We start from the raw sequence: 17,027 nt of genomic DNA, 5'->3' as shown, positions 1-17,027 counted from the left end.
GAAAAAACTGGATTTTATATTACAGTTTAATGACCAAAGTAATGTTTTTAGGGACAAATGATGCCATTAACGGATTTACCATTGGCAGAGAGACCACGTGAGAAGCTGCTTTTACAGGGAGCTAAAGCGCTTTCAGATGCTGAGTTATTAGCGATATTTTTACGTACTGGCGTGCCGGGCATGAACGCGGTTGAGTTGGCTGAGCATCTACTGCGTATAAATAGTACATTGCACAACTTGTTTAATGCCACAGAGCATGAGTTTTGTGCACAAAGGGGCCTAGGTGCTGCAAAGTATGTACAATTACAAGCCGTGTTAGAGCTGAGCCGGCGATACATGCTTGAGCAATGTCATAGAGAGGCTGTATTTAATTCGCCTCAATCGGTGTACGACTACCTAACAATTAAACTACGGGGGTTACAGCAAGAAGTGTTTATGGTGCTGTACTTAGACAGCCAAAACCAGTTGATTAAAGATGAAGTGCTATTTTATGGCACAATTAATGCCGCATCTGTTTATCCTCGCGAAGTGGTTAAAGCCGCATTAAGAAATAATGCAGCGGCACTTATTTTGGCTCATAACCACCCAAGTGGTGTGGCAGAACCCAGTCAAGCCGATAAGTTCATAACGCAAAAATTACAGCAAGCGCTGTCGTTGGTTGACATAAATGTGCTGGATCACATCATTGTGGGCGGTAAAAATTGTGTTTCTTTTGCCGAGCGAGGGCTTATATAAGGCTGTATGCCCGAGAGAGTGTGTTAAAAATGAGCAGTTTAGGCTGTTTTTAGAAATTAGTTTAATTTAAATGCAGTTTTTACTTTCCCTAAGGGCTTTCGATCATTATAATTAGCCGCTATCAAATTTACACATGAGCTGATTGGATAAGATCTGTTACTTGATCTTTGCCTGTATAAGCTGTATAAAGAGCGCCCTTCGATTTATCCCGGGGCACAAATACATGGCCTAAGGGAAAATTAAGCTCGAGCGAAGTTATTGGAGATATATAGACATGTCTAAAGTATGTCAAGTTACAGGTAAGCGTCCAGCGGTTGGTAACCACCGTTCACACGCGAGAAACGCGACTAAACGTCGTTTCCTACCTAACCTACAAACTCACCGTTTTTGGGTTGAAAGTGAAAAACGTTTTGTAACATTACGCACTACGACTAAAGGTATGCGTATTATCGATAAAAAAGGCATCGACGCGGTTCTTACAGAAATCCGTGCTCGTGGCGAAAAAGTTTAAGGAACTGAATCATGCGCGATAAGATCCGTTTAGTTTCAACTGCTGGTACTGGTTTTTTCTACACTACCGACAAGAACAAGCGTAACATGCCTGAAAAAATGGAAATCAAAAAATACGATCCTAAAGCTCGTAAACACGTGATTTTCAAAGAAGCTAAAATCAAGTAATTTTAGTTTTTCAGAATCTCAAAAACCCAGCCTCGGCTGGGTTTTTTGTTTTATGCTTAACTACCTTAGAAAATTAAGCTATTGCAAATATTTATAAGATTGCAACTTGGCTTGCTGTTTTATCTTGCTTAATTATCAATCTAAGCGTAAAATGCGCGCTCATTTCGGCTTATTAAATTTAATTCCTTGCCTTAAACCGACTGGCCGAAACGGTAGAAGGCTCTATTAACCGTAAGGAATATCCATGCGTCATTACGAAATCGTATTCATGGTTCACCCTGATCAGAGTGAGCAAGTACCTGGTATGATCGAACGTTATACTGGTTCTATCACTGAAGCTGGTGGTACTATCCACCGTCTTGAAGACTGGGGCCGTCGTCAATTGGCTTACCCAATCGACAAGCTTCACAAAGCTCATTATGTTCTTATGAACGTTGAAGCACCTACTGAAGTAATCAGCGAGCTAGAAACTACTTTCCGCTACAACGATGCAGTGCTTCGTAACTTAGTTATGCGTACTAAAGACGCTGTAACTGAAGCATCTCCTCTTGCGAAAGAAGAGAAGAAAGAAGCACCAGCTGCTTAATCGTTTTGAGTCCAAGCATGGCGCTTGCAGTTGAGACACTAAGATGAGCCAACCGGTTAATCCTTTTATGAATCAGCTGACGTTATCTGGGGTTGTATGTAAAACCCCAAAATATAGTCAAAGCCCTGCTGGTATACCGCATTGTATTTTTGTTCTTGAACATAAATCGATGCAAGTTGAAGCAGACCTTAACCGTAATAGTTATGTCAGGCTTCAAGTTGTTGCCAGTGGCACGCCAATGCAACAACAGACTCAACAATTGCACGTTGGGCAACAAGTGCAAGTGACGGGTTTTTTAAACCGACACGAAGGCCGAAATGGTTTAAGCCAATTGGTCTTGCATGCTCAGCATATAGAAAGAATTTTTTGAGGAATTAAACTCATGGCACGTTATTTCAGACGTCGTAAGTTCTGCCGCTTTAAAGCGGAAGGCGTACAACAAATCGATTATAAAGATCTAGCTACTCTTAGAAACTATGTTACAGAAAGTGGCAAAATCGTACCTAGCCGTATCACAGGTACTAGCGCTAAATATCAGCGTCAGCTAGCAACTGCTATCAAGCGTGCTCGCTACTTAGCCCTTCTTCCATACACTGACTTACATAAGTAAGCAGCGGATTAACAGTTTTTAAAAGGTGTAGAGACATGCAAGTTATTCTACTAGACAAGATCGCAAACCTAGGTGGCCTAGGTGACCAGGTTGTAGTTAAATCTGGCTTCGCACGTAACTTCCTTTTCCCACAAGGTAAGGCAGTTCCTGCAACTAAAGCTAACATCGAAACTTTCGAAGCACGTCGTGCTGAGTTAGAAGCTAAGATCGCTGAAGATCTAGCTGCTGCTCAAGCTCGCGCTGACAAGTTAGAAGCATTAGCTGAAGTTACACTAGTTTCTAAAGCTGGTGACGAAGGCAAGTTATTCGGTTCTATCGGTACTCGCGACATCGCTGAAGCTATTTCAGCTGTTGGCGTTGAAGTTGCAAAATCAGAAGTTCGTTTACCTCTAGGTACTATCCGTGAGACTGGCGAATTTGACGTTGCAATCGCAGTACACTCAGACGTTACGGCTACTATCAAAGTAATCGTTATCGCTGAAGCTTAATAGCAATATTAAGTAGAAAAAAAGCCGTGCTTTATTAAGCGCGGCTTTTTTGTATCTAAATTTTACTTACTTACTTACTTACTACCTTACTTACTACATTACGACTCTTTTTGCTTTGCTTTCCTGTCAATAGTTGTGCTATTTGCATTAATGTTTGATGGAATGGGGTTTTGTTTACCTATTTTAAACACAAACAGTCTTTTGTCTTAATTTTTTATTTTTAGTTAGTATAATCAGGCTAGTTAGTTAGAATTGGTTAAATTGACAGCGACAGCGCTGTCATTTATAGTGGTTTCATAAAAAAGTTGTAAGGAATGAAAGTTGAAGGAGACATTATCATCGGGAAAACACCGTGGTTTTACACTTGTTGAAATACTGATCGTTATCGCTATTTTAGGTATTTTATATAGCGTAGCGTTACCTGTTTATACCGAACAAATGCAACGCAGTCGCCGTGCCGACATACAACAAGAGTTATTGCAATATAGCGCGAGTCTTGAGCGTATTTATTCAAGAAATGGTGGTTACCCTAACGCATTTACGGCACAAAATACTGATTTTTATACTTTCACTTACACCCCTACAGATAAAGTCGCCGGTGCAATCAGTGACTTTAAAAACCGTGGTTATAGTTTAAAAGCATCACCAAAGTCTGGTTCGGCGCAAGCAAGTGATCGTTGTGGTGATCTCACTGTGAAACATGATGGCAGTTACACCGCCTCAGAGAATGATTGTTGGGAGTAGTTGAAGTGCGACGAAAGGCCGGATTTACACTGATAGAATTAATGGTCGTACTGGTTATTATTGGTATTATGGCTAGTCTTGCTTTCCCGTCATTTAGCCAGCAAATCTTGCAAGATCGCGTTGTAACGACCGCAAATCAACTAAATAGTGTCTATAAATATGCGCGCAGTGAAGCAGTAAAGCGTGAGCGAAAAATTAACTTAGTCGTTAATAATAACCGCTGGCAGGTAACGCTAAATGAAGCGGGCGTGGCTACGGTTCTTAAAGAATTTAGTGTAACCAAATCTGGCATAACGGTTGATTTAGCGGCCTTGACCGTGAGTGCCAGTGGCGAGGTTAACCAGCAAGCGCAAATAGATATTAAAGACAATCACAGCAACACCACTGACTATGTAATGTGTGTACTAAAAAGTGGCCAAAACTGGTTAGTTGAAAGTTCAGAGCGACGATGTGCATGATTAAGCAGCAAGGTTTTTCATTACTAGAAGTCATGATATCTGTGGTAATCGCCGGAATTGCTTTATTAGGGTTGGCTGCTGCTCAACTTAAATCGCTTCAGTATGCTACTAACAGTTTTCATTACACGGTGTCGCTTATTCAAGGTCAAAACAGCATAGAGCGACTTTGGCCGCATATTTGTGATATTCAAAAAACCAACCCCGGCTTATTTCAAGATGCGACCTTTAGAGCGAGTCTTTCTCCACAGGTTAGTGACTACGAACTAATTCTGCCTGCTGTATACAATAATGACATGCAAATTAATGTTAGTTGGGTCGATAAACGCATGACTGATAATGCTGAGAACCAGATCAGTTTGAATGCGAGTTTCCCTGATTTGTCGGCGGTGTGTTAATGATAAAACATACAAAAGGGTTTAGCTTAGTCGAGTTAATGGTGGCGCTGGCTGCTGGAGCATTTTTACTTGCTGGGATTAGTTTGTCTTACTCAGCGATTAAAGGCACGATTCAGGTGAGCAAAGAGCTCGAAAATGCACAAGAGGTGCTTCGTTACACGAGTAAAGTGTTTAATCGCAGCATTAAGCAAACTCAAATAACCCCGGTTATTAGTGCTGATAAAAGCATGATAACCATCACTCAGCCTGCTGGTGTCATTGCCTGTGATGGTCAAGTTACCGCAGTGCAAGTTACTGAAGTTTATAGCTTAAACGATAATAACTTAATGTGCTCACTGAATGGCGCGGCTGCGGAGCGTTTGTTAACAGGGGTCGAGAGCTTATCGTTTGATATCGCGGGTGAATTAGTGACGGTGAGTGTGAAACCAGAGCAATTACCTGGGCAATTCGGCAATGGTATAAATATCGATATTGCGCTCACAAACACAATCTTACTGAAGGCATATGGTGGTGGCAGTGTTTAATAAGCAACATGGTTTTACCTTAATTACAGTGCTGATTTTAACGAGCATGGCCAGTCTTGTGGTGCTGAGCTCACTGCGTGAAAATATTGTGCAAGAACGTTTGAGCGGTAATTTTCAGAAAAAGTTAAACAGCCGTTTGCTAGCCGAAAAAGGGGTGTTTGAGCAAGCTAAACTATTGCAACAAACACTGAATCGTGAAGGCGTATTAGCGGTTGATGATTTAATTAATAAAACGAATTTAGCGTCTGGTACCGGCATTATTGCGAGTGATGCTACCTTTAGTGCAACCCTTACTAAAAACCCTGATGGCGAGCTTGAAATTGCCAGCCTAGGGCAGCGCTTTGAAGGCGATGCACAGAGTAATTTAGTCGCACGCTTTGGCATTCAAGGTGCTAAAGGCAGCTCGGTATTTACTAATGCGATGGTTGGCTGTAAAGGGGTTAATTTGTCGGGCAGTGGAAGTATCGACAGTTATGATTCAAGCCAAGGTACTTACGAAGAAACTAAATCGGACGACGGTGATGTATCAACTATTGCCGGTGACTCTGATGTTGTGCTTTCAGGGCACTCGCCAATTAGAGGTGATGTAAAAGCCAGTGGTGTAATTTACTTAAACGGGTCATCGCCCATTATAGGTAATATTCACTCCAATACTGGGGTGTATATTTCTCCAGGTAGTGGTCTGCGAGTCGATGGAAATGTGTATACCCGGGGCTACTATAAACACCGAGGTGGCCGCATTTCAGGTGTAGTAAGAGCAAATGGTGATGCCACAATGCAATGGTCTACTTACATTGATAATACTCAAGGTGAGACCCTCGATATCATGTATGGCGGTATTGGTGACTTTAAAGACACCTACAATAATCAGCAAGATGGCGTACATTACAGTAATAGTAAATTTAATATAAACCCGAATGTTGAACCCGTCACTGTAGCCGACCCCACGGCACCTGATTACGATCCGAGTAACCCTGATACCAACTGTGACCCTTTAATTTTGCCCGAAAAAATGACTGACATAATGGCTGGTATCACTGGGTATGATTCTATTTCGGTTGGGCCTACTCAACTATTTAAGTTTAATACTGAACAAGGGTTTCACAGCAATGGTGGCAGCCAAATTATTGTGCCGACCTTAGCTGATGTATTTTTGTTTGATAAGAAGATTCAAAATCAATCTCATGGGAACCATTCTAAAGAGTATGTATTTGCTTTAGATGGTTTGAAAATGACCAGTGATGGTAAAATGGAAGTCTCAGGGGGCGATGTCATCTTATTGATAGATGGTGATTTTTCAATGGGGGGTGATACCACCCTGACGATCAAAAAAGACAGCAGTCTTACCGTATTAATAACGGGAAAAGTTAATATTGGTGCAGGTGCTAAAGTGATCACTGAACAAGAAGGATTAACGACCAGTGGGCATCCATCGCTGTCGTTTTACTCGTCATTTAACGGTGTGAATGGTGTGCAATTTAGTGGCGCTGCAAACTTGTATGCTGCAATTTATGCGCCGCTTACCACGGTAAAATTGTCGGGAAGTGGCGAGCTATTTGGCAGTGTTCGTGGTGCGGTGATCACTTCAACAGGCGGCAGTGGGGCGCACTATGATGCGGGTCTACTTAAAGTACAAAATGGGGGGAAACCGTCAACCCCTTCACGGATTGTGTTTTTAGGCTGGAGCTACAAAACACCGCCACAGAGTGAACCGAGCCCCGCACAATAATGACCTAATTCGAGCAAGATGATACTTGCTCGAAAAAATATTTAGTTTCATTTAAACCTTTTGAATCCCTCCTTACGTCTAATACACTAAATTCACAACAATAATCATAAAGGACAACATCCAGGATGTTGATAGATGCAGAGCAAGCGTTTGCACAGCAAAGTGAGCACACCTTGATTGAGCGCGTAAAAAGCGGCGATCAAGTTGCCTATGCAGCACTTTATGAGTTGCATGTGAAACGTGTTTACAGCCTTTGTTTGCGACTTATTGCAGATAAAGAGCACGCCGAAGATGCAACACAAGAAGTGTTTGTACAGTTGTGGCACAAAATCGCCAATTTTGATGGGCGCTCACAGTTTACGACCTGGTTACACAGCGTTACGAGTAATATTGCGATTAGCTATATTCGTAAACATAAAAACTGGTTACAGAAAGTCGTGAGCTTTGAGCAAAGTGGCATGGATGAACAAAGTGCAGCGGACTGTCAGGGTTTAAATGGCCTTGATAAATTAGTACTCAGATTGCCCGAACGAGCGCGTATGGTGTTTGTACTCCATGCAATTGAAGGCTATCGCCATGAAGAAATAGCCAGCATGCTTGATATGGCCGTTGGTTCAAGTAAATCGCAGTTTCACCGTGCAAGGCAGTTATTAAAAGAGTGGTATGAAAATGAGTAAGCCAGATTTTGAACAGTTTTTAAATGACTCGCTTAATCAACCTAAGCAAGATATCGGCCCAGATAAAAACTTATGGCCGGGTATTGAGCGTGCAATTGCTCACCCTACAGAGCAACAAGCTGAACAGTCACGTTTTACGTGGAATAAGCTTGCAGCCGTTGCTGCATGCTGTGTTGCGGCACTGCTTAGCGTGCAATTGTTTGTTGCTCAGACCGAGCCGAATACGATGATAGCCATGAGTGATTATTTTACGAAGCAAAAACAGGGCTTGTTGGTGCAATATCAGAATCAACCTGCACTTACCGACAATTGGCAGCAGCAGCTTAAAGAATTAGAAGAAGCAGAGAGTGCCATTAAGCAAGCACTGGAAAATGAACCTGAAAATCCTGCGTTATTACAAATGCTGTCGCAGGTTTATCAGCAACAACTTGATTTAATTAATAAGGTGCATGCACCTAAGTGGCAAACGATTTAGGAGTGATAACCATGAAACTACTCGCATTAACATTAGGATTACTACCACTGATGGCAATGGCAGGACAAACAATCAATGAACAGGTTGATATACCTGCGAATAAGCGCATTTTTATTGAAAACCAACGTGGTGATGTGCGTATTGAAGGGTGGGATAAACCGGTGTTAAAAATCGAAGGTGAATTAGATGATAAAGCCGACGGTTATCGTTTAGATGTGGAAGGAAGCCGCGTCGAATTTATTGTCAAAATGCCACGTAACATAAGTGGCTGGAACAAAGGCGACGGTTCACGTTTAACGATTTATATGCCAAAAAGCAGTGAGCTCGAATTTGCTGGGGTGAATGTGACTGTCAGTGCCAAAGAGCTGGCAGCAGGCGCCGACATTGATACTGTGAACGGTGATATAACGGTGCAGGATATTAGCGGTAACATGAGTTTTGAAACGGTAAATGGTGATGTCAATGCGATTGACCTAAACGGTGATATTCGTTTTGAAACGGTGAATGGTGAAATTAATGATAAAAACTCACAAGGTACGCTGCGTTTTACAGCAGTAAATGGCGATATCAAGTCAAAAACCAAAGCCGAAGATGTGCGTCTTGAAAATGTAAACGGTAATATCGACTTTGCATTTGATGCAATTAAAAAGCTACGTATCAATACGGTGAACGGCGAAGCCGAAGTGCATATTAATAAATTACTCACCGGTGCAAATGTGCGCTTTGAATCTGTCAGTGGAGATGCGGAGTTTTACTTCCCGGCTGACGTATCAGCCCAGTTTGAAATAGAAGCACATGCAAATGGCAAAATTGTTAATGAGCTAAGTGATGATAAAGCTATAAAAGCGAAGTATGGGCCATCGAGTGATCTTGAGTTTAGTGTCAATGGCGGGAACGCTGATATTGAAATGGATACCATTAGTGGTCGCATAGAACTGCGCAAACAAAAATAATCACGAAGGTGAGCGTCATTAATCTAAGCACTGAGTAATATGTCTAGTTACCAAGGTTTAGCTTAATTACAATAAAGCGGGAAGATTTCCCGCTTTTCTATTTGCACAGCCTTTGCAAGTCGATAGAATAGAGCCATTCAATTTAAGTTTTGTGAAGATATGGCTAAACCAGATAAGCAAGTCGATACGTTAAAAGTTCCTCCCCATTCAATTGAAGCTGAGCAATCTGTTTTAGGTGGTTTAATGCTTGATAATCAAGCGTTTGACCGTGTTGCTGAGTTGGTTGTCTCGCAGGATTTTTATACCCGCACACATAAGTTGATTTTTGAAGCGATGGTGAGTCTTGCAGAGGCAGGCGACCCGATTGATTTGATCACCATTTCTGAAAGCTTAGAAAAAAATAATCAGCTGAGCAATGTGGGTGGCTTTGCTTACCTTGCTGAAATCGCAAAAAATACTCCCAGTGCTGCCAACATCGACGCATACGCAAATATCGTTCGTGAACGTGCTGTTATTCGTGAAATGATTGGTGTTGCAAACGAAATCGCCGAAGCGGGCTTTAGTCCAGAAGGACGCACAAGCCATGATTTGCTCGATTTTGCAGAAAGTAAAGTATTCAAAATTGCCGAGCAACGTACTAAAAGCACCGAAGGTCCACAAAGCTTACACAGCATTCTAGAAAAAACGGTTGATAAGATTGAAGAGTTATATCAATCGCCACAAGATGGTGTAACGGGTGTAAGTACAGGGTATGCCGATCTAGATAAAATGACCGCGGGTATGCAGCCTTCAGATCTGATTATTGTTGCTGCACGTCCATCAATGGGTAAAACCACGTTTGCGATGAACTTAGCTGAACATGCGGCAATGACGCAAGACAAACCCGTGCTGATCTACTCACTAGAGATGCCGTCAGAACAAATTATGATGAGGATGCTTGCCTCACTCGGTCGTATTAACCAAACGAAAGTACGTACAGGCCAATTAGATGATGATGATTGGGCTCGCCTCTCTTCAACCATGGGCTTATTGATGGAAAAAGGGAAGATGTATGTTGACGATGCATCGGGCCTTACACCGACCGATGTACGTTCGCGTGCACGTCGTATCGCACGCGATCATGGCGGTATTAGTATGATCATGGTCGACTACTTGCAGCTAATGCGCGTTCCGAGCTTATCTGATAACCGTACCTTAGAGATTGCCGAAATCTCGCGTTCATTAAAAGCCCTTGCCAAAGAGCTACAATGCCCTGTAATTGCCCTGTCGCAGCTTAACCGTACGCTAGAGCAACGTGCTGATAAACGCCCAATCAACTCTGACTTACGTGAATCAGGCTCAATCGAGCAGGATGCCGACTTAATCATGTTTATTTATCGTGATGAAGTGTATAACGAAGACAGTGCCGAGAAAGGGGTCGCTGAAATCATAATCGGTAAGCAACGTAATGGTCCTATCGGTAAAGTGCGTCTTACGTTCCAAGGTCAATTCTCACGTTTTGATAACTACGCGGGCCCAGCTATGGATGACGAATATTAATGCGCTTAGCCATCGCCGAAATTAATCTAAAAGCACTGGCTAATAACTTAGCGCAAGTGAAGCACTTTGCGCCCAATTGCAAGGTGATGGCGGTGTTAAAGGCCAATGCATATGGCCACGGTTTGGTTAAAATTGCCCAGCACCTAAGTGCCGCTGATGCATTTGCAGTGGCACGTATTGATGAAGCATTAGCGCTGCGGGCGGGAGGTTTAACAAAACCAATCGTTTTACTTGAAGGCTTTTTTCATCAAGACGATTTACCTATTTTGCTCGCGAATAACTTTCAGACCATTATTCATGATGAAAATCAATTGGCTGCACTTGAAAGTGCCACGTTGGATGCACCGATAGCGTGTTGGTTAAAAATTAATACAGGGATGCACCGTTTAGGGATTGCACCATCACAATTTGAATCGTTTTATCATCGTTTAAAAGCAAGTGACAATGCACGTGATGATATTAAATTAATGACGCATTTTTCGTGTGCTGATGATGTAAACGATGAGAAAACCACCCAGCAAATAGCGTTATTTGATTCATTAACAGATGGCAAAGCTCAGCAGCACTGTTTAGCAAACTCAGCGGGTATTTTAGCATGGCCGCATGGGCATGGTGATTGGGTTCGCCCAGGGTTAATGCTTTATGGTGTCTCGCCGATGCTAAATGGCGTGGGTAAAGAACACGGTTTAGCGCCAGTGATGCGTTTAACAACACGCGTCATTGCGATTCGCGATGTTGATGCGCATCAATGTGTTGGTTACGGAGGCCGTTGGTGCAGTGATAAGCCAACCAAGCTTGCGGTTGTCGCGATGGGATATGGTGATGGCTATCCTCGCCATGCACGACAAGGCACACCGGTGATCATTAAATCACAACGCTATGGTATTGTCGGCACCGTCGCGATGGATATGATAACAGTTGATATTGGCGATAATGGCGACAATATTCAAGTGGGTGACGAAGTAATCATGTGGGGCCCAGAGCTGCCTGTCGAAGAAATAGCGCAGTGTGCTAGTACCATACCTTACGAGCTACTGTGTAATATTACTCCGCGAGTCAGCTATGAGTATCAAGAGTAACGAGGCACGTTACTCTTTAATAAAATAGATGTCGCTAAAGCCCATTTTTGCAAACTCTTGGTCACGAAAATTACGCACTGCCGCAGAGCCTTTTGAGGTCATTTCTATTTGTTGTTCCATCTTTAAATAATTGCTTAAGTCAATTCCCTCAGCTGCCGCAATGGCGTGGTACATGTCGCGGTACTTGTCTTTAGAAAAGTTGATTTCGCGAGGTTGGTTTTTAAATGTGTATGTAATGCGGCGTGCCATAATGACTCCTCTTAATTTATAGGGCTGATTTTACACTAAATACGAGCCTTAGCCATGACTTGTCGCTATAAGCGGGTTACAATGCGACACTGTTAAAAAACTCGGTAGCTTAAAATGAAACTTTCTGTAGAGATTAGTAAATACCCACTTCATCAAGATTACATTCCATTTATTAAAGGCTTTATTGACCGCGTAAACAGCTATGATGGCCTTAAAGTGATTACTAATACGCTATCTACACAAATTTTTGGTGATTACGACTTAGTCATGTCTGTACTTAACACTGAAATTAAGCGCTCTTATGAAGAGTTTGGTAAAGCAATTTTTGTTTGTAAATTTTTACACGGTGATTTGTCGCCAAGCGATGATTAAGTAATCGATAACGACGGCGTGATATGGAATTTTTAACCGAAACTTTCTCTGGCTTTACGGCAATGTCGCACTGGGAATATATTGCAGTGGCGTTGTCGATGGCGTACTTGTTGCTCGCGATTAAAGAGAGCTTATGGTGTTGGCCTGCCGCGTTTGCAAGCACCTTTATTTACACCGTAATGTACTGGAATGGCGCACTATTGATGGAGTCGCTGCTTAACTTATACTACATGTACATGGCTGTGTATGGGTGGGTAATTTGGCGACGAGGTTTAAACCATAAAGACCGGTTGCCGATTGTTTCGTGGTCATTAAAAAAGCATGTCGTGATCTTATTTACTACCTCATTAGCCTCGGTGGTGATTGGTTTCATCATGACCAATTACACGCATGCAGATTTTGCATATTTAGACAGCTTTACCACCTCTTTTGCTGTGGTTACAACCTACCTTGTCGCCAAAAAAGTTCTTGAAAATTGGCTATACTGGATTGTTATAGATGCGGCTTCCATGTATTTGTACTTTGAAAAAGGGTATTACCCGACCTTGGTGCTGTTTGTGTTTTATACCATTATGGCAGCGTGGGGGTTTAAAACCTGGTATGAAGAGTATGAGCAACATCAAGCTAAGCCATTAGCTCAACTTTAAATGAAAACAGAACAACAAATAAACGCGCTATTTTCGCGTTTTGATCCCGCGTTAACGATTACGTCAATCAGTCCATTGGTTGAAGGGTTAAGTAACGATAATTACTTAGTAAAAACAGCGACCAATAGCTATTTGGTAAAACATTATCGCGACCATTGGCCTGCACTAGGCTTGGCTGCTCAAACACATTTTGCTAAACAAAGTTGCTGCCCAGCGCCTCTTTGGCTAGAACAAGCCACAGACACGGCTATTTTCGATTATGTTGAAGGTCGTATTGCCAGCGGCGATTTTTGTGACAGTTTACTGCCAGATTTAGTCAATCTGCACCAGTATCCCTTGCTCACAGAGCCAATGGACATCGCTTATGAAATTAATTGTTATCAACACACCACTCGCTACCAACAGCATCTTACATTAATAGAAGAGTCACTCGCTTATATTGCTAGTGCACCAAAAGATATGGGCTTTTGCCATAATGATTTGGTTAAAGAAAATATCATTGTGAATAATAGCGGTATGTTTTTAATCGACTTCGAATATGCCAAAAGTAATGATGTTTATTTTGACTTGGCAGCCTTAGTGGTCAGTTTTCAGCTGAATACTGAACAACAGCAAGCTTTGCTTGAACAATACCGAACACTTATATCAGCCCACCACGAATTTACCCTTTCGCTCAACAAGCTGGCGGCATTTCAGGGGCTATTTTTATTATTGTGTATTTGTTGGTACGAGCAACGAGGGGCAATGGATAAAGTGGCGCCACTGCTTGTGCAGCTTCACCACTTCATTAAACAGCAAAAACGCTAAAGGCCACCAATTCGCTCGGCAAGCTCTTTGTATTTTTTTACATCATCGTGTTCGAACAAAGGCTCACCTTTGTCATCTTGTGATTTCGAGATCAGTAAATGTTCGCGAGCAAGTCGTTTCACGCGTTCTACTTTTACACCTAAAAATTCTGCAACTTGCTCTGTTGACATTAAACTCATGATCAAATTCCCACCTTGTTATTAATTTTATAAGTATACGTTAATACCGTGGTTCTGCCTTAATGTGAAGTGTTTTAATGAAAATTGCTGAATTTATAAGCATGTAAGTGTTCAATGCTAGCATTTATAGCAAGATGCCATTATCATTGCCGGGTTGTCATGCTGATATCGCGAGTTGGTACTGACAACGACAAATGTGCTCTCGTGGTGAAATGGATATCACGTGGCCCTCCGGAGGCTGAGTTGCAGGTTCGATCCCTGCCGAGAGCGCCATTTGCTCCTTCTTTTGTTATTTTCTACACTGTTTATATCCTTTTTATTTTCATGATTTTAAAACATGACTTATCAACCCATTGCATGTGGTGATTACGACCAATTCGAATTGTGGTGTATGCACTCAACAGAATTACAGATTACATTGCACTCAGGCGAGCAAGTAAATGGCAAAGCGATTAACTTACAGATTATAAGTCCTGAAGGTGAGCACTTAATTTTGAGCACAAAAAAAGGCGAACACGCCGTTCGCCTTGATTTAATCAAATCTGCTGAGCCACGCTAAGGTAGGCTTATAACCACTTTTTATTCTTAAAGTAGATACCAATACCAACGGTAAGGACCACTAAGAAGATTAAAAATAGGCTAAATGCATACGGACTTTCCGTGCCCGGAATGCCGCCCACATTGACACCAAGTAAGCCCGTTAAGAAGCCTAATGGTAAAAACAATGCTGCAACGACCGACATCACATACATACGCTGATTCAGTTGTTCAGACACTTGGTTAGCAATAGTCTGTTGAATAATTTGTGCACGTTCAATTGAGCTGTCTAGCTCTTCTAAAAAGCGAATCAACATATTGGTTGTTTCGTTTAAACGGGCTTTGTCGTCTTCATCTAACCACTTGTATTTGTTGTTTAACAACGTAATAAGGGCCTCTTTTTGTGGCCTTAAATAGCGTTTTAGGGCGATGGTCTGACGGCGCATTTGTGCTAAAGCTTGGTTATCAAAACCTTTGCTTGGCTCATCAATTTCGTCTTCAAATATATCCAACGTGTCATCAAGGCTATCAATGACCCCTTGCATACGCGATGTAAGATTTTGTGCTAATTGACACACGAGCTCTGAAATTGAACATGGACCGTTACTGTCATCAAATGTTGCAACAACATCTTGCACTGAGAGTAAACGGCGTTTGCGGGTTGTGATAATAACGTTTTCGTTTATAAATAAGCGCAAAGACACCATGTCTTCAGGGCTTTGTGCGGGATTTAAATTAACGCCACGTAAAAAGAGCATCGAACCGTTGGTTACTTTTGTTAGGCGTGGACGCGTCTCATCCGCAATCAGGGATGCTAATTCATAGTCAGTCAGTAAATTACTGTCAGCAAGCCACTTTACAGCGTCAGCTTGGCTGTAATCCATATGAACCCAAAGTTTTCCATGTTCGGGTTGCCAATTCTCCAGCTCGGTACTATTGTCAATAGCACGTGCACCGCCTTGCTCGTCTAAAATTAAGACATGAAGTAACCCATTGATCATATTGAACTCTCATTTTACAAATAGTGCGATATAGTTGAGTATATACATTAGTATAGTCAAGACTATATTAATGAAATCGATTTATCGATGAGATGAATATATTTTGTTGGTGTTTCTAGCTCTGTAGCGTATAAGACACTTTTTTATAGAGGGCACATTAATGAGTGCAAAAATTATCGTTGGCTGGCGCGAATGGCTAAGCCTTCCTGATTTAGGAATTGATAAAATCAAAGCAAAAGTGGACACGGGGGCGCGTACATCGTGTATTCATGCTTTTGATATTGAAGAGTTTTCAGAAAATGGCGAAAACTGGGTGAAATTCACAACCCAGCCTCTGCAGGATGATGTGGATACTGTGGTCCACTGTCGTGCAAAAGTGATGGAGCGTAAGTATGTGACCAGTTCAAGTGGTCAAAGAGAGCTTCGTTACTTTATAGAAACAACGTTAGTCGCAGGAAGCCAAAGCTGGCCCGTTAGAGTGACTTTAAGTAACCGTTCAACAATGAAGTTTAGAATGTTGTTAGGGCGTACAGCAATGGAAAATCGCATAGTCGTCGATCCGGCTTTATCTCATTTATTATAAAAGGCGCTCATAGCACGCTCAGTGTGTGAGTTTGTCAGTAAAGGTTTTAACTATGAAACTTGGTATTTTATCTCGCAACCAAAACTTATATTCAACACGTCGCTTAATTGAAGCAGCTGAGCAACGTGGTCATGAAGTAAAAGTGATTGATGCATTGCGTTGTTATATGAACATTAATTCTGATCAACCAGAAATTCATTACCGCGGCGAAAATTTAAAAGATTTTGATGCTATTGTTCCGCGTATTGGCTCGTCAGTGACTTTCTATGGGTGTGCAGTATTACGTCAATTTGAAATGATGGGCGTGTTCCCTGTAAATGAATCAGTGGCTATTTCACGCTCTCGCGATAAATTACGTTCATTACAGCTATTATCGCGTAAAGGTGTAGGTATGCCTGTCACAGGGTTTGCAAGCAAGCCTGATGATGTTAAAGACTTACTAAGCATGGTTGGTGGTACACCGGTGGTTATTAAGTTACTAGAGGGTACACAAGGCATTGGTGTTGTGTTAGCCGAAACGCGCAAAGCGGCAGAAAGTGTAATCGAAGCTTTCATGGGCTTAAAAGCGAACATCATGGTGCAAGAGTACATCAAGGAAGCAGGCGGTGCAGACATTCGCTGTTTCGTTTTGGGCGATAAAGTAATCGCAGCGATGAAGCGTCAAGCACAAGAAGGTGAGTTCCGCTCTAACTTACACCGTGGCGGCAGTGCGACATTGGTTCGCATTACCCCTGAAGAAAGAAAAACAGCCGTTGCTGCAGCAAAAGCAATGGGCTTAAACGTAGCGGGCGTTGATTTACTTCGCTCAGCACGAGGACCATTGGTGATGGAAGTTAACTCATCGCCGGGTCTTGAAGGTATCGAAGTGGCTACGGGTAAAGATATTGCAGGCATGATTGTTGATTTTATTGAAAAAAATGCAGCAACGAAAAGAACTGCAACACGTGGTAAAGGCTAAGATTTACAAGCGCTCTAGTAAAAG

The 17,027-nt window shown here is 42.1% G+C and carries 26 protein-coding genes and 1 tRNA gene; 24 read left to right on the top strand and 3 right to left on the bottom strand.

Annotated features, from left to right (window positions below; genetic code table 11):
- Window positions 1-60 precede the first annotated feature (60 nt).
- The 17 genes from radC to alr all read left to right on the top strand — a co-directional run bounded on the left by radC (window position 61) and on the right by alr (window position 11,670).
- Window positions 61-735 carry a DNA repair protein RadC gene (radC, locus tag GZH31_RS14150; RefSeq protein WP_036973117.1) on the top strand — a complete coding sequence of 225 codons (675 nt, stop codon included), beginning with the start codon at window positions 61-63 and terminating at the stop codon, window positions 733-735.
- Between the two features lie 274 nt (window positions 736-1,009).
- Window positions 1,010-1,246: a 50S ribosomal protein L28 gene (gene rpmB, locus GZH31_RS14145; protein WP_036973115.1), complete on the top strand. Its 237-nt coding sequence runs from the start codon at window positions 1,010-1,012 to the stop codon at window positions 1,244-1,246.
- A gap of 11 nt (window positions 1,247-1,257) precedes the next feature.
- Window positions 1,258-1,413, top strand: coding sequence for a 50S ribosomal protein L33 (rpmG, locus tag GZH31_RS14140; protein ID WP_022946036.1), 156 nt, complete (start codon window positions 1,258-1,260; stop codon window positions 1,411-1,413).
- A 244-nt stretch (window positions 1,414-1,657) separates the two neighbouring features.
- Window positions 1,658-1,999 carry a 30S ribosomal protein S6 gene (gene rpsF, locus GZH31_RS14135; RefSeq protein WP_036973113.1) on the top strand — a complete coding sequence of 114 codons (342 nt, stop codon included), beginning with the start codon at window positions 1,658-1,660 and terminating at the stop codon, window positions 1,997-1,999.
- A gap of 67 nt (window positions 2,000-2,066) precedes the next feature.
- Window positions 2,067-2,369, top strand: a complete 303-nt coding sequence (gene priB, locus GZH31_RS14130) for a primosomal replication protein N (protein ID WP_036973732.1) — start codon at window positions 2,067-2,069, stop codon at window positions 2,367-2,369.
- Between the two features lie 12 nt (window positions 2,370-2,381).
- A complete protein-coding gene (gene rpsR / locus GZH31_RS14125; protein WP_002962753.1) occupies window positions 2,382-2,609 on the top strand; it encodes a 30S ribosomal protein S18 in 228 nt (75 codons plus the stop codon).
- Between the two features lie 35 nt (window positions 2,610-2,644).
- Window positions 2,645-3,097: a 50S ribosomal protein L9 gene (gene rplI / locus GZH31_RS14120; protein ID WP_036973111.1), complete on the top strand. Its 453-nt coding sequence runs from the start codon at window positions 2,645-2,647 to the stop codon at window positions 3,095-3,097.
- Between the two features lie 321 nt (window positions 3,098-3,418).
- Window positions 3,419-3,841: a type IV pilin protein gene (locus GZH31_RS14115; RefSeq protein ID WP_180311130.1), complete on the top strand. Its 423-nt coding sequence runs from the start codon at window positions 3,419-3,421 to the stop codon at window positions 3,839-3,841.
- A gap of 5 nt (window positions 3,842-3,846) precedes the next feature.
- Complete coding sequence (locus tag GZH31_RS14110; RefSeq protein ID WP_180311129.1) at window positions 3,847-4,299, top strand: GspH/FimT family pseudopilin; 453 nt, start codon at window positions 3,847-3,849, stop codon at window positions 4,297-4,299.
- Window positions 4,296-4,694 (top strand): prepilin-type N-terminal cleavage/methylation domain-containing protein, encoded by a 399-nt coding sequence (locus GZH31_RS14105; protein ID WP_180311128.1) that lies wholly within the window; start codon window positions 4,296-4,298, stop codon window positions 4,692-4,694. Before GZH31_RS14110 ends, GZH31_RS14105 begins: the two co-directional genes overlap by 4 nt.
- The gene (locus tag GZH31_RS14100; RefSeq protein ID WP_118844648.1) at window positions 4,694-5,218 is read left to right on the top strand and encodes a prepilin-type N-terminal cleavage/methylation domain-containing protein; all 525 of its coding nucleotides are present in this window, start codon (window positions 4,694-4,696) and stop codon (window positions 5,216-5,218) included. Before GZH31_RS14105 ends, GZH31_RS14100 begins: the two co-directional genes overlap by 1 nt.
- Entirely contained in the window at window positions 5,199-6,947 is a 1,749-nt protein-coding gene (locus GZH31_RS14095) for a polymer-forming cytoskeletal protein (RefSeq protein ID WP_180311127.1), read from the top strand. The genes GZH31_RS14100 and GZH31_RS14095 overlap by 20 nt, the downstream gene beginning before the upstream one ends.
- 125 nt (window positions 6,948-7,072) lie before the next feature.
- Window positions 7,073-7,624: an RNA polymerase sigma factor gene (locus tag GZH31_RS14090; protein WP_036973104.1), complete on the top strand. Its 552-nt coding sequence runs from the start codon at window positions 7,073-7,075 to the stop codon at window positions 7,622-7,624.
- Window positions 7,611-8,099, top strand: a complete 489-nt coding sequence (locus GZH31_RS14085) for a hypothetical protein (RefSeq protein WP_083202712.1) — start codon at window positions 7,611-7,613, stop codon at window positions 8,097-8,099. Before GZH31_RS14090 ends, GZH31_RS14085 begins: the two co-directional genes overlap by 14 nt.
- Before the next feature lie 11 nt (window positions 8,100-8,110).
- Window positions 8,111-9,052: a DUF4097 family beta strand repeat-containing protein gene (locus GZH31_RS14080; protein WP_036973102.1), complete on the top strand. Its 942-nt coding sequence runs from the start codon at window positions 8,111-8,113 to the stop codon at window positions 9,050-9,052.
- Between the two features lie 159 nt (window positions 9,053-9,211).
- Window positions 9,212-10,591 (top strand): replicative DNA helicase, encoded by a 1,380-nt coding sequence (gene dnaB / locus GZH31_RS14075; protein WP_036973100.1) that lies wholly within the window; start codon window positions 9,212-9,214, stop codon window positions 10,589-10,591.
- Entirely contained in the window at window positions 10,591-11,670 is a 1,080-nt protein-coding gene (alr, locus tag GZH31_RS14070; RefSeq protein ID WP_074989353.1) for an alanine racemase, read from the top strand. Before dnaB ends, alr begins: the two co-directional genes overlap by 1 nt.
- Before the next feature lie 9 nt (window positions 11,671-11,679).
- Here the strand turns inward: alr and GZH31_RS14065 are convergent, their stop codons facing one another.
- Window positions 11,680-11,919 (bottom strand): DUF2960 domain-containing protein, encoded by a 240-nt coding sequence (locus GZH31_RS14065; protein ID WP_036973096.1) that lies wholly within the window; start codon window positions 11,917-11,919, stop codon window positions 11,680-11,682.
- A gap of 114 nt (window positions 11,920-12,033) precedes the next feature.
- Between GZH31_RS14065 and GZH31_RS14060 the strand changes: the two genes are divergently transcribed.
- From GZH31_RS14060 to GZH31_RS14050, 3 genes are read left to right on the top strand one after another with little or no spacing between them, the layout of a single operon-like run.
- Window positions 12,034-12,291: a YkoF family thiamine/hydroxymethylpyrimidine-binding protein gene (locus GZH31_RS14060; RefSeq protein WP_036973093.1), complete on the top strand. Its 258-nt coding sequence runs from the start codon at window positions 12,034-12,036 to the stop codon at window positions 12,289-12,291.
- Between the two features lie 23 nt (window positions 12,292-12,314).
- Window positions 12,315-12,938 carry a nicotinamide riboside transporter PnuC gene (pnuC, locus tag GZH31_RS14055; protein ID WP_180311126.1) on the top strand — a complete coding sequence of 208 codons (624 nt, stop codon included), beginning with the start codon at window positions 12,315-12,317 and terminating at the stop codon, window positions 12,936-12,938.
- A complete protein-coding gene (locus GZH31_RS14050) occupies window positions 12,939-13,745 on the top strand; it encodes a phosphotransferase family protein (protein WP_180311125.1) in 807 nt (268 codons plus the stop codon). It abuts the gene before it with no gap.
- Here the strand turns inward: GZH31_RS14050 and GZH31_RS14045 are convergent.
- Window positions 13,742-13,924, bottom strand: coding sequence for a hypothetical protein (locus GZH31_RS14045; protein ID WP_036973088.1), 183 nt, complete (start codon window positions 13,922-13,924; stop codon window positions 13,742-13,744). The genes GZH31_RS14050 and GZH31_RS14045 overlap by 4 nt on opposite strands.
- A 198-nt stretch (window positions 13,925-14,122) precedes the next feature.
- On the opposite strand from GZH31_RS14045, the gene GZH31_RS14040 reads away from it, so the two are divergent.
- Both GZH31_RS14040 and GZH31_RS14035 read left to right on the top strand, forming a co-directional pair.
- Window positions 14,123-14,197: transfer RNA gene (locus tag GZH31_RS14040), tRNA-Arg, on the top strand.
- 64 nt (window positions 14,198-14,261) lie between these two features.
- The gene (locus GZH31_RS14035; RefSeq protein ID WP_180311124.1) at window positions 14,262-14,483 is read left to right on the top strand and encodes a Rho-binding antiterminator; all 222 of its coding nucleotides are present in this window, start codon (window positions 14,262-14,264) and stop codon (window positions 14,481-14,483) included.
- 7 nt (window positions 14,484-14,490) lie between these two features.
- Here GZH31_RS14035 and GZH31_RS14030 read toward each other — a convergent pair whose 3' ends face one another.
- Complete coding sequence (locus GZH31_RS14030; protein WP_074989354.1) at window positions 14,491-15,462, bottom strand: zinc transporter ZntB; 972 nt, start codon at window positions 15,460-15,462, stop codon at window positions 14,491-14,493.
- 160 nt (window positions 15,463-15,622) lie between these two features.
- On the opposite strand from GZH31_RS14030, the gene GZH31_RS14025 reads away from it, so the two are divergent.
- Window positions 15,623-16,045: an ATP-dependent zinc protease gene (locus tag GZH31_RS14025; protein ID WP_036973081.1), complete on the top strand. Its 423-nt coding sequence runs from the start codon at window positions 15,623-15,625 to the stop codon at window positions 16,043-16,045.
- Between the two features lie 52 nt (window positions 16,046-16,097).
- Window positions 16,098-17,003, top strand: a complete 906-nt coding sequence (rimK, locus tag GZH31_RS14020; protein WP_036973079.1) for a 30S ribosomal protein S6--L-glutamate ligase — start codon at window positions 16,098-16,100, stop codon at window positions 17,001-17,003.
- Window positions 17,004-17,027: the final 24 nt, after the last annotated feature.

It is taken from the genome of Pseudoalteromonas sp. JSTW (assembly GCF_013423925.1).
Lineage (GTDB): Bacteria > Pseudomonadota > Gammaproteobacteria > Enterobacterales > Alteromonadaceae > Pseudoalteromonas > Pseudoalteromonas lipolytica.
Note: the sequence above shows the minus strand (reverse complement) of the source record. Positions and strands in the feature narration are given on the sequence as shown.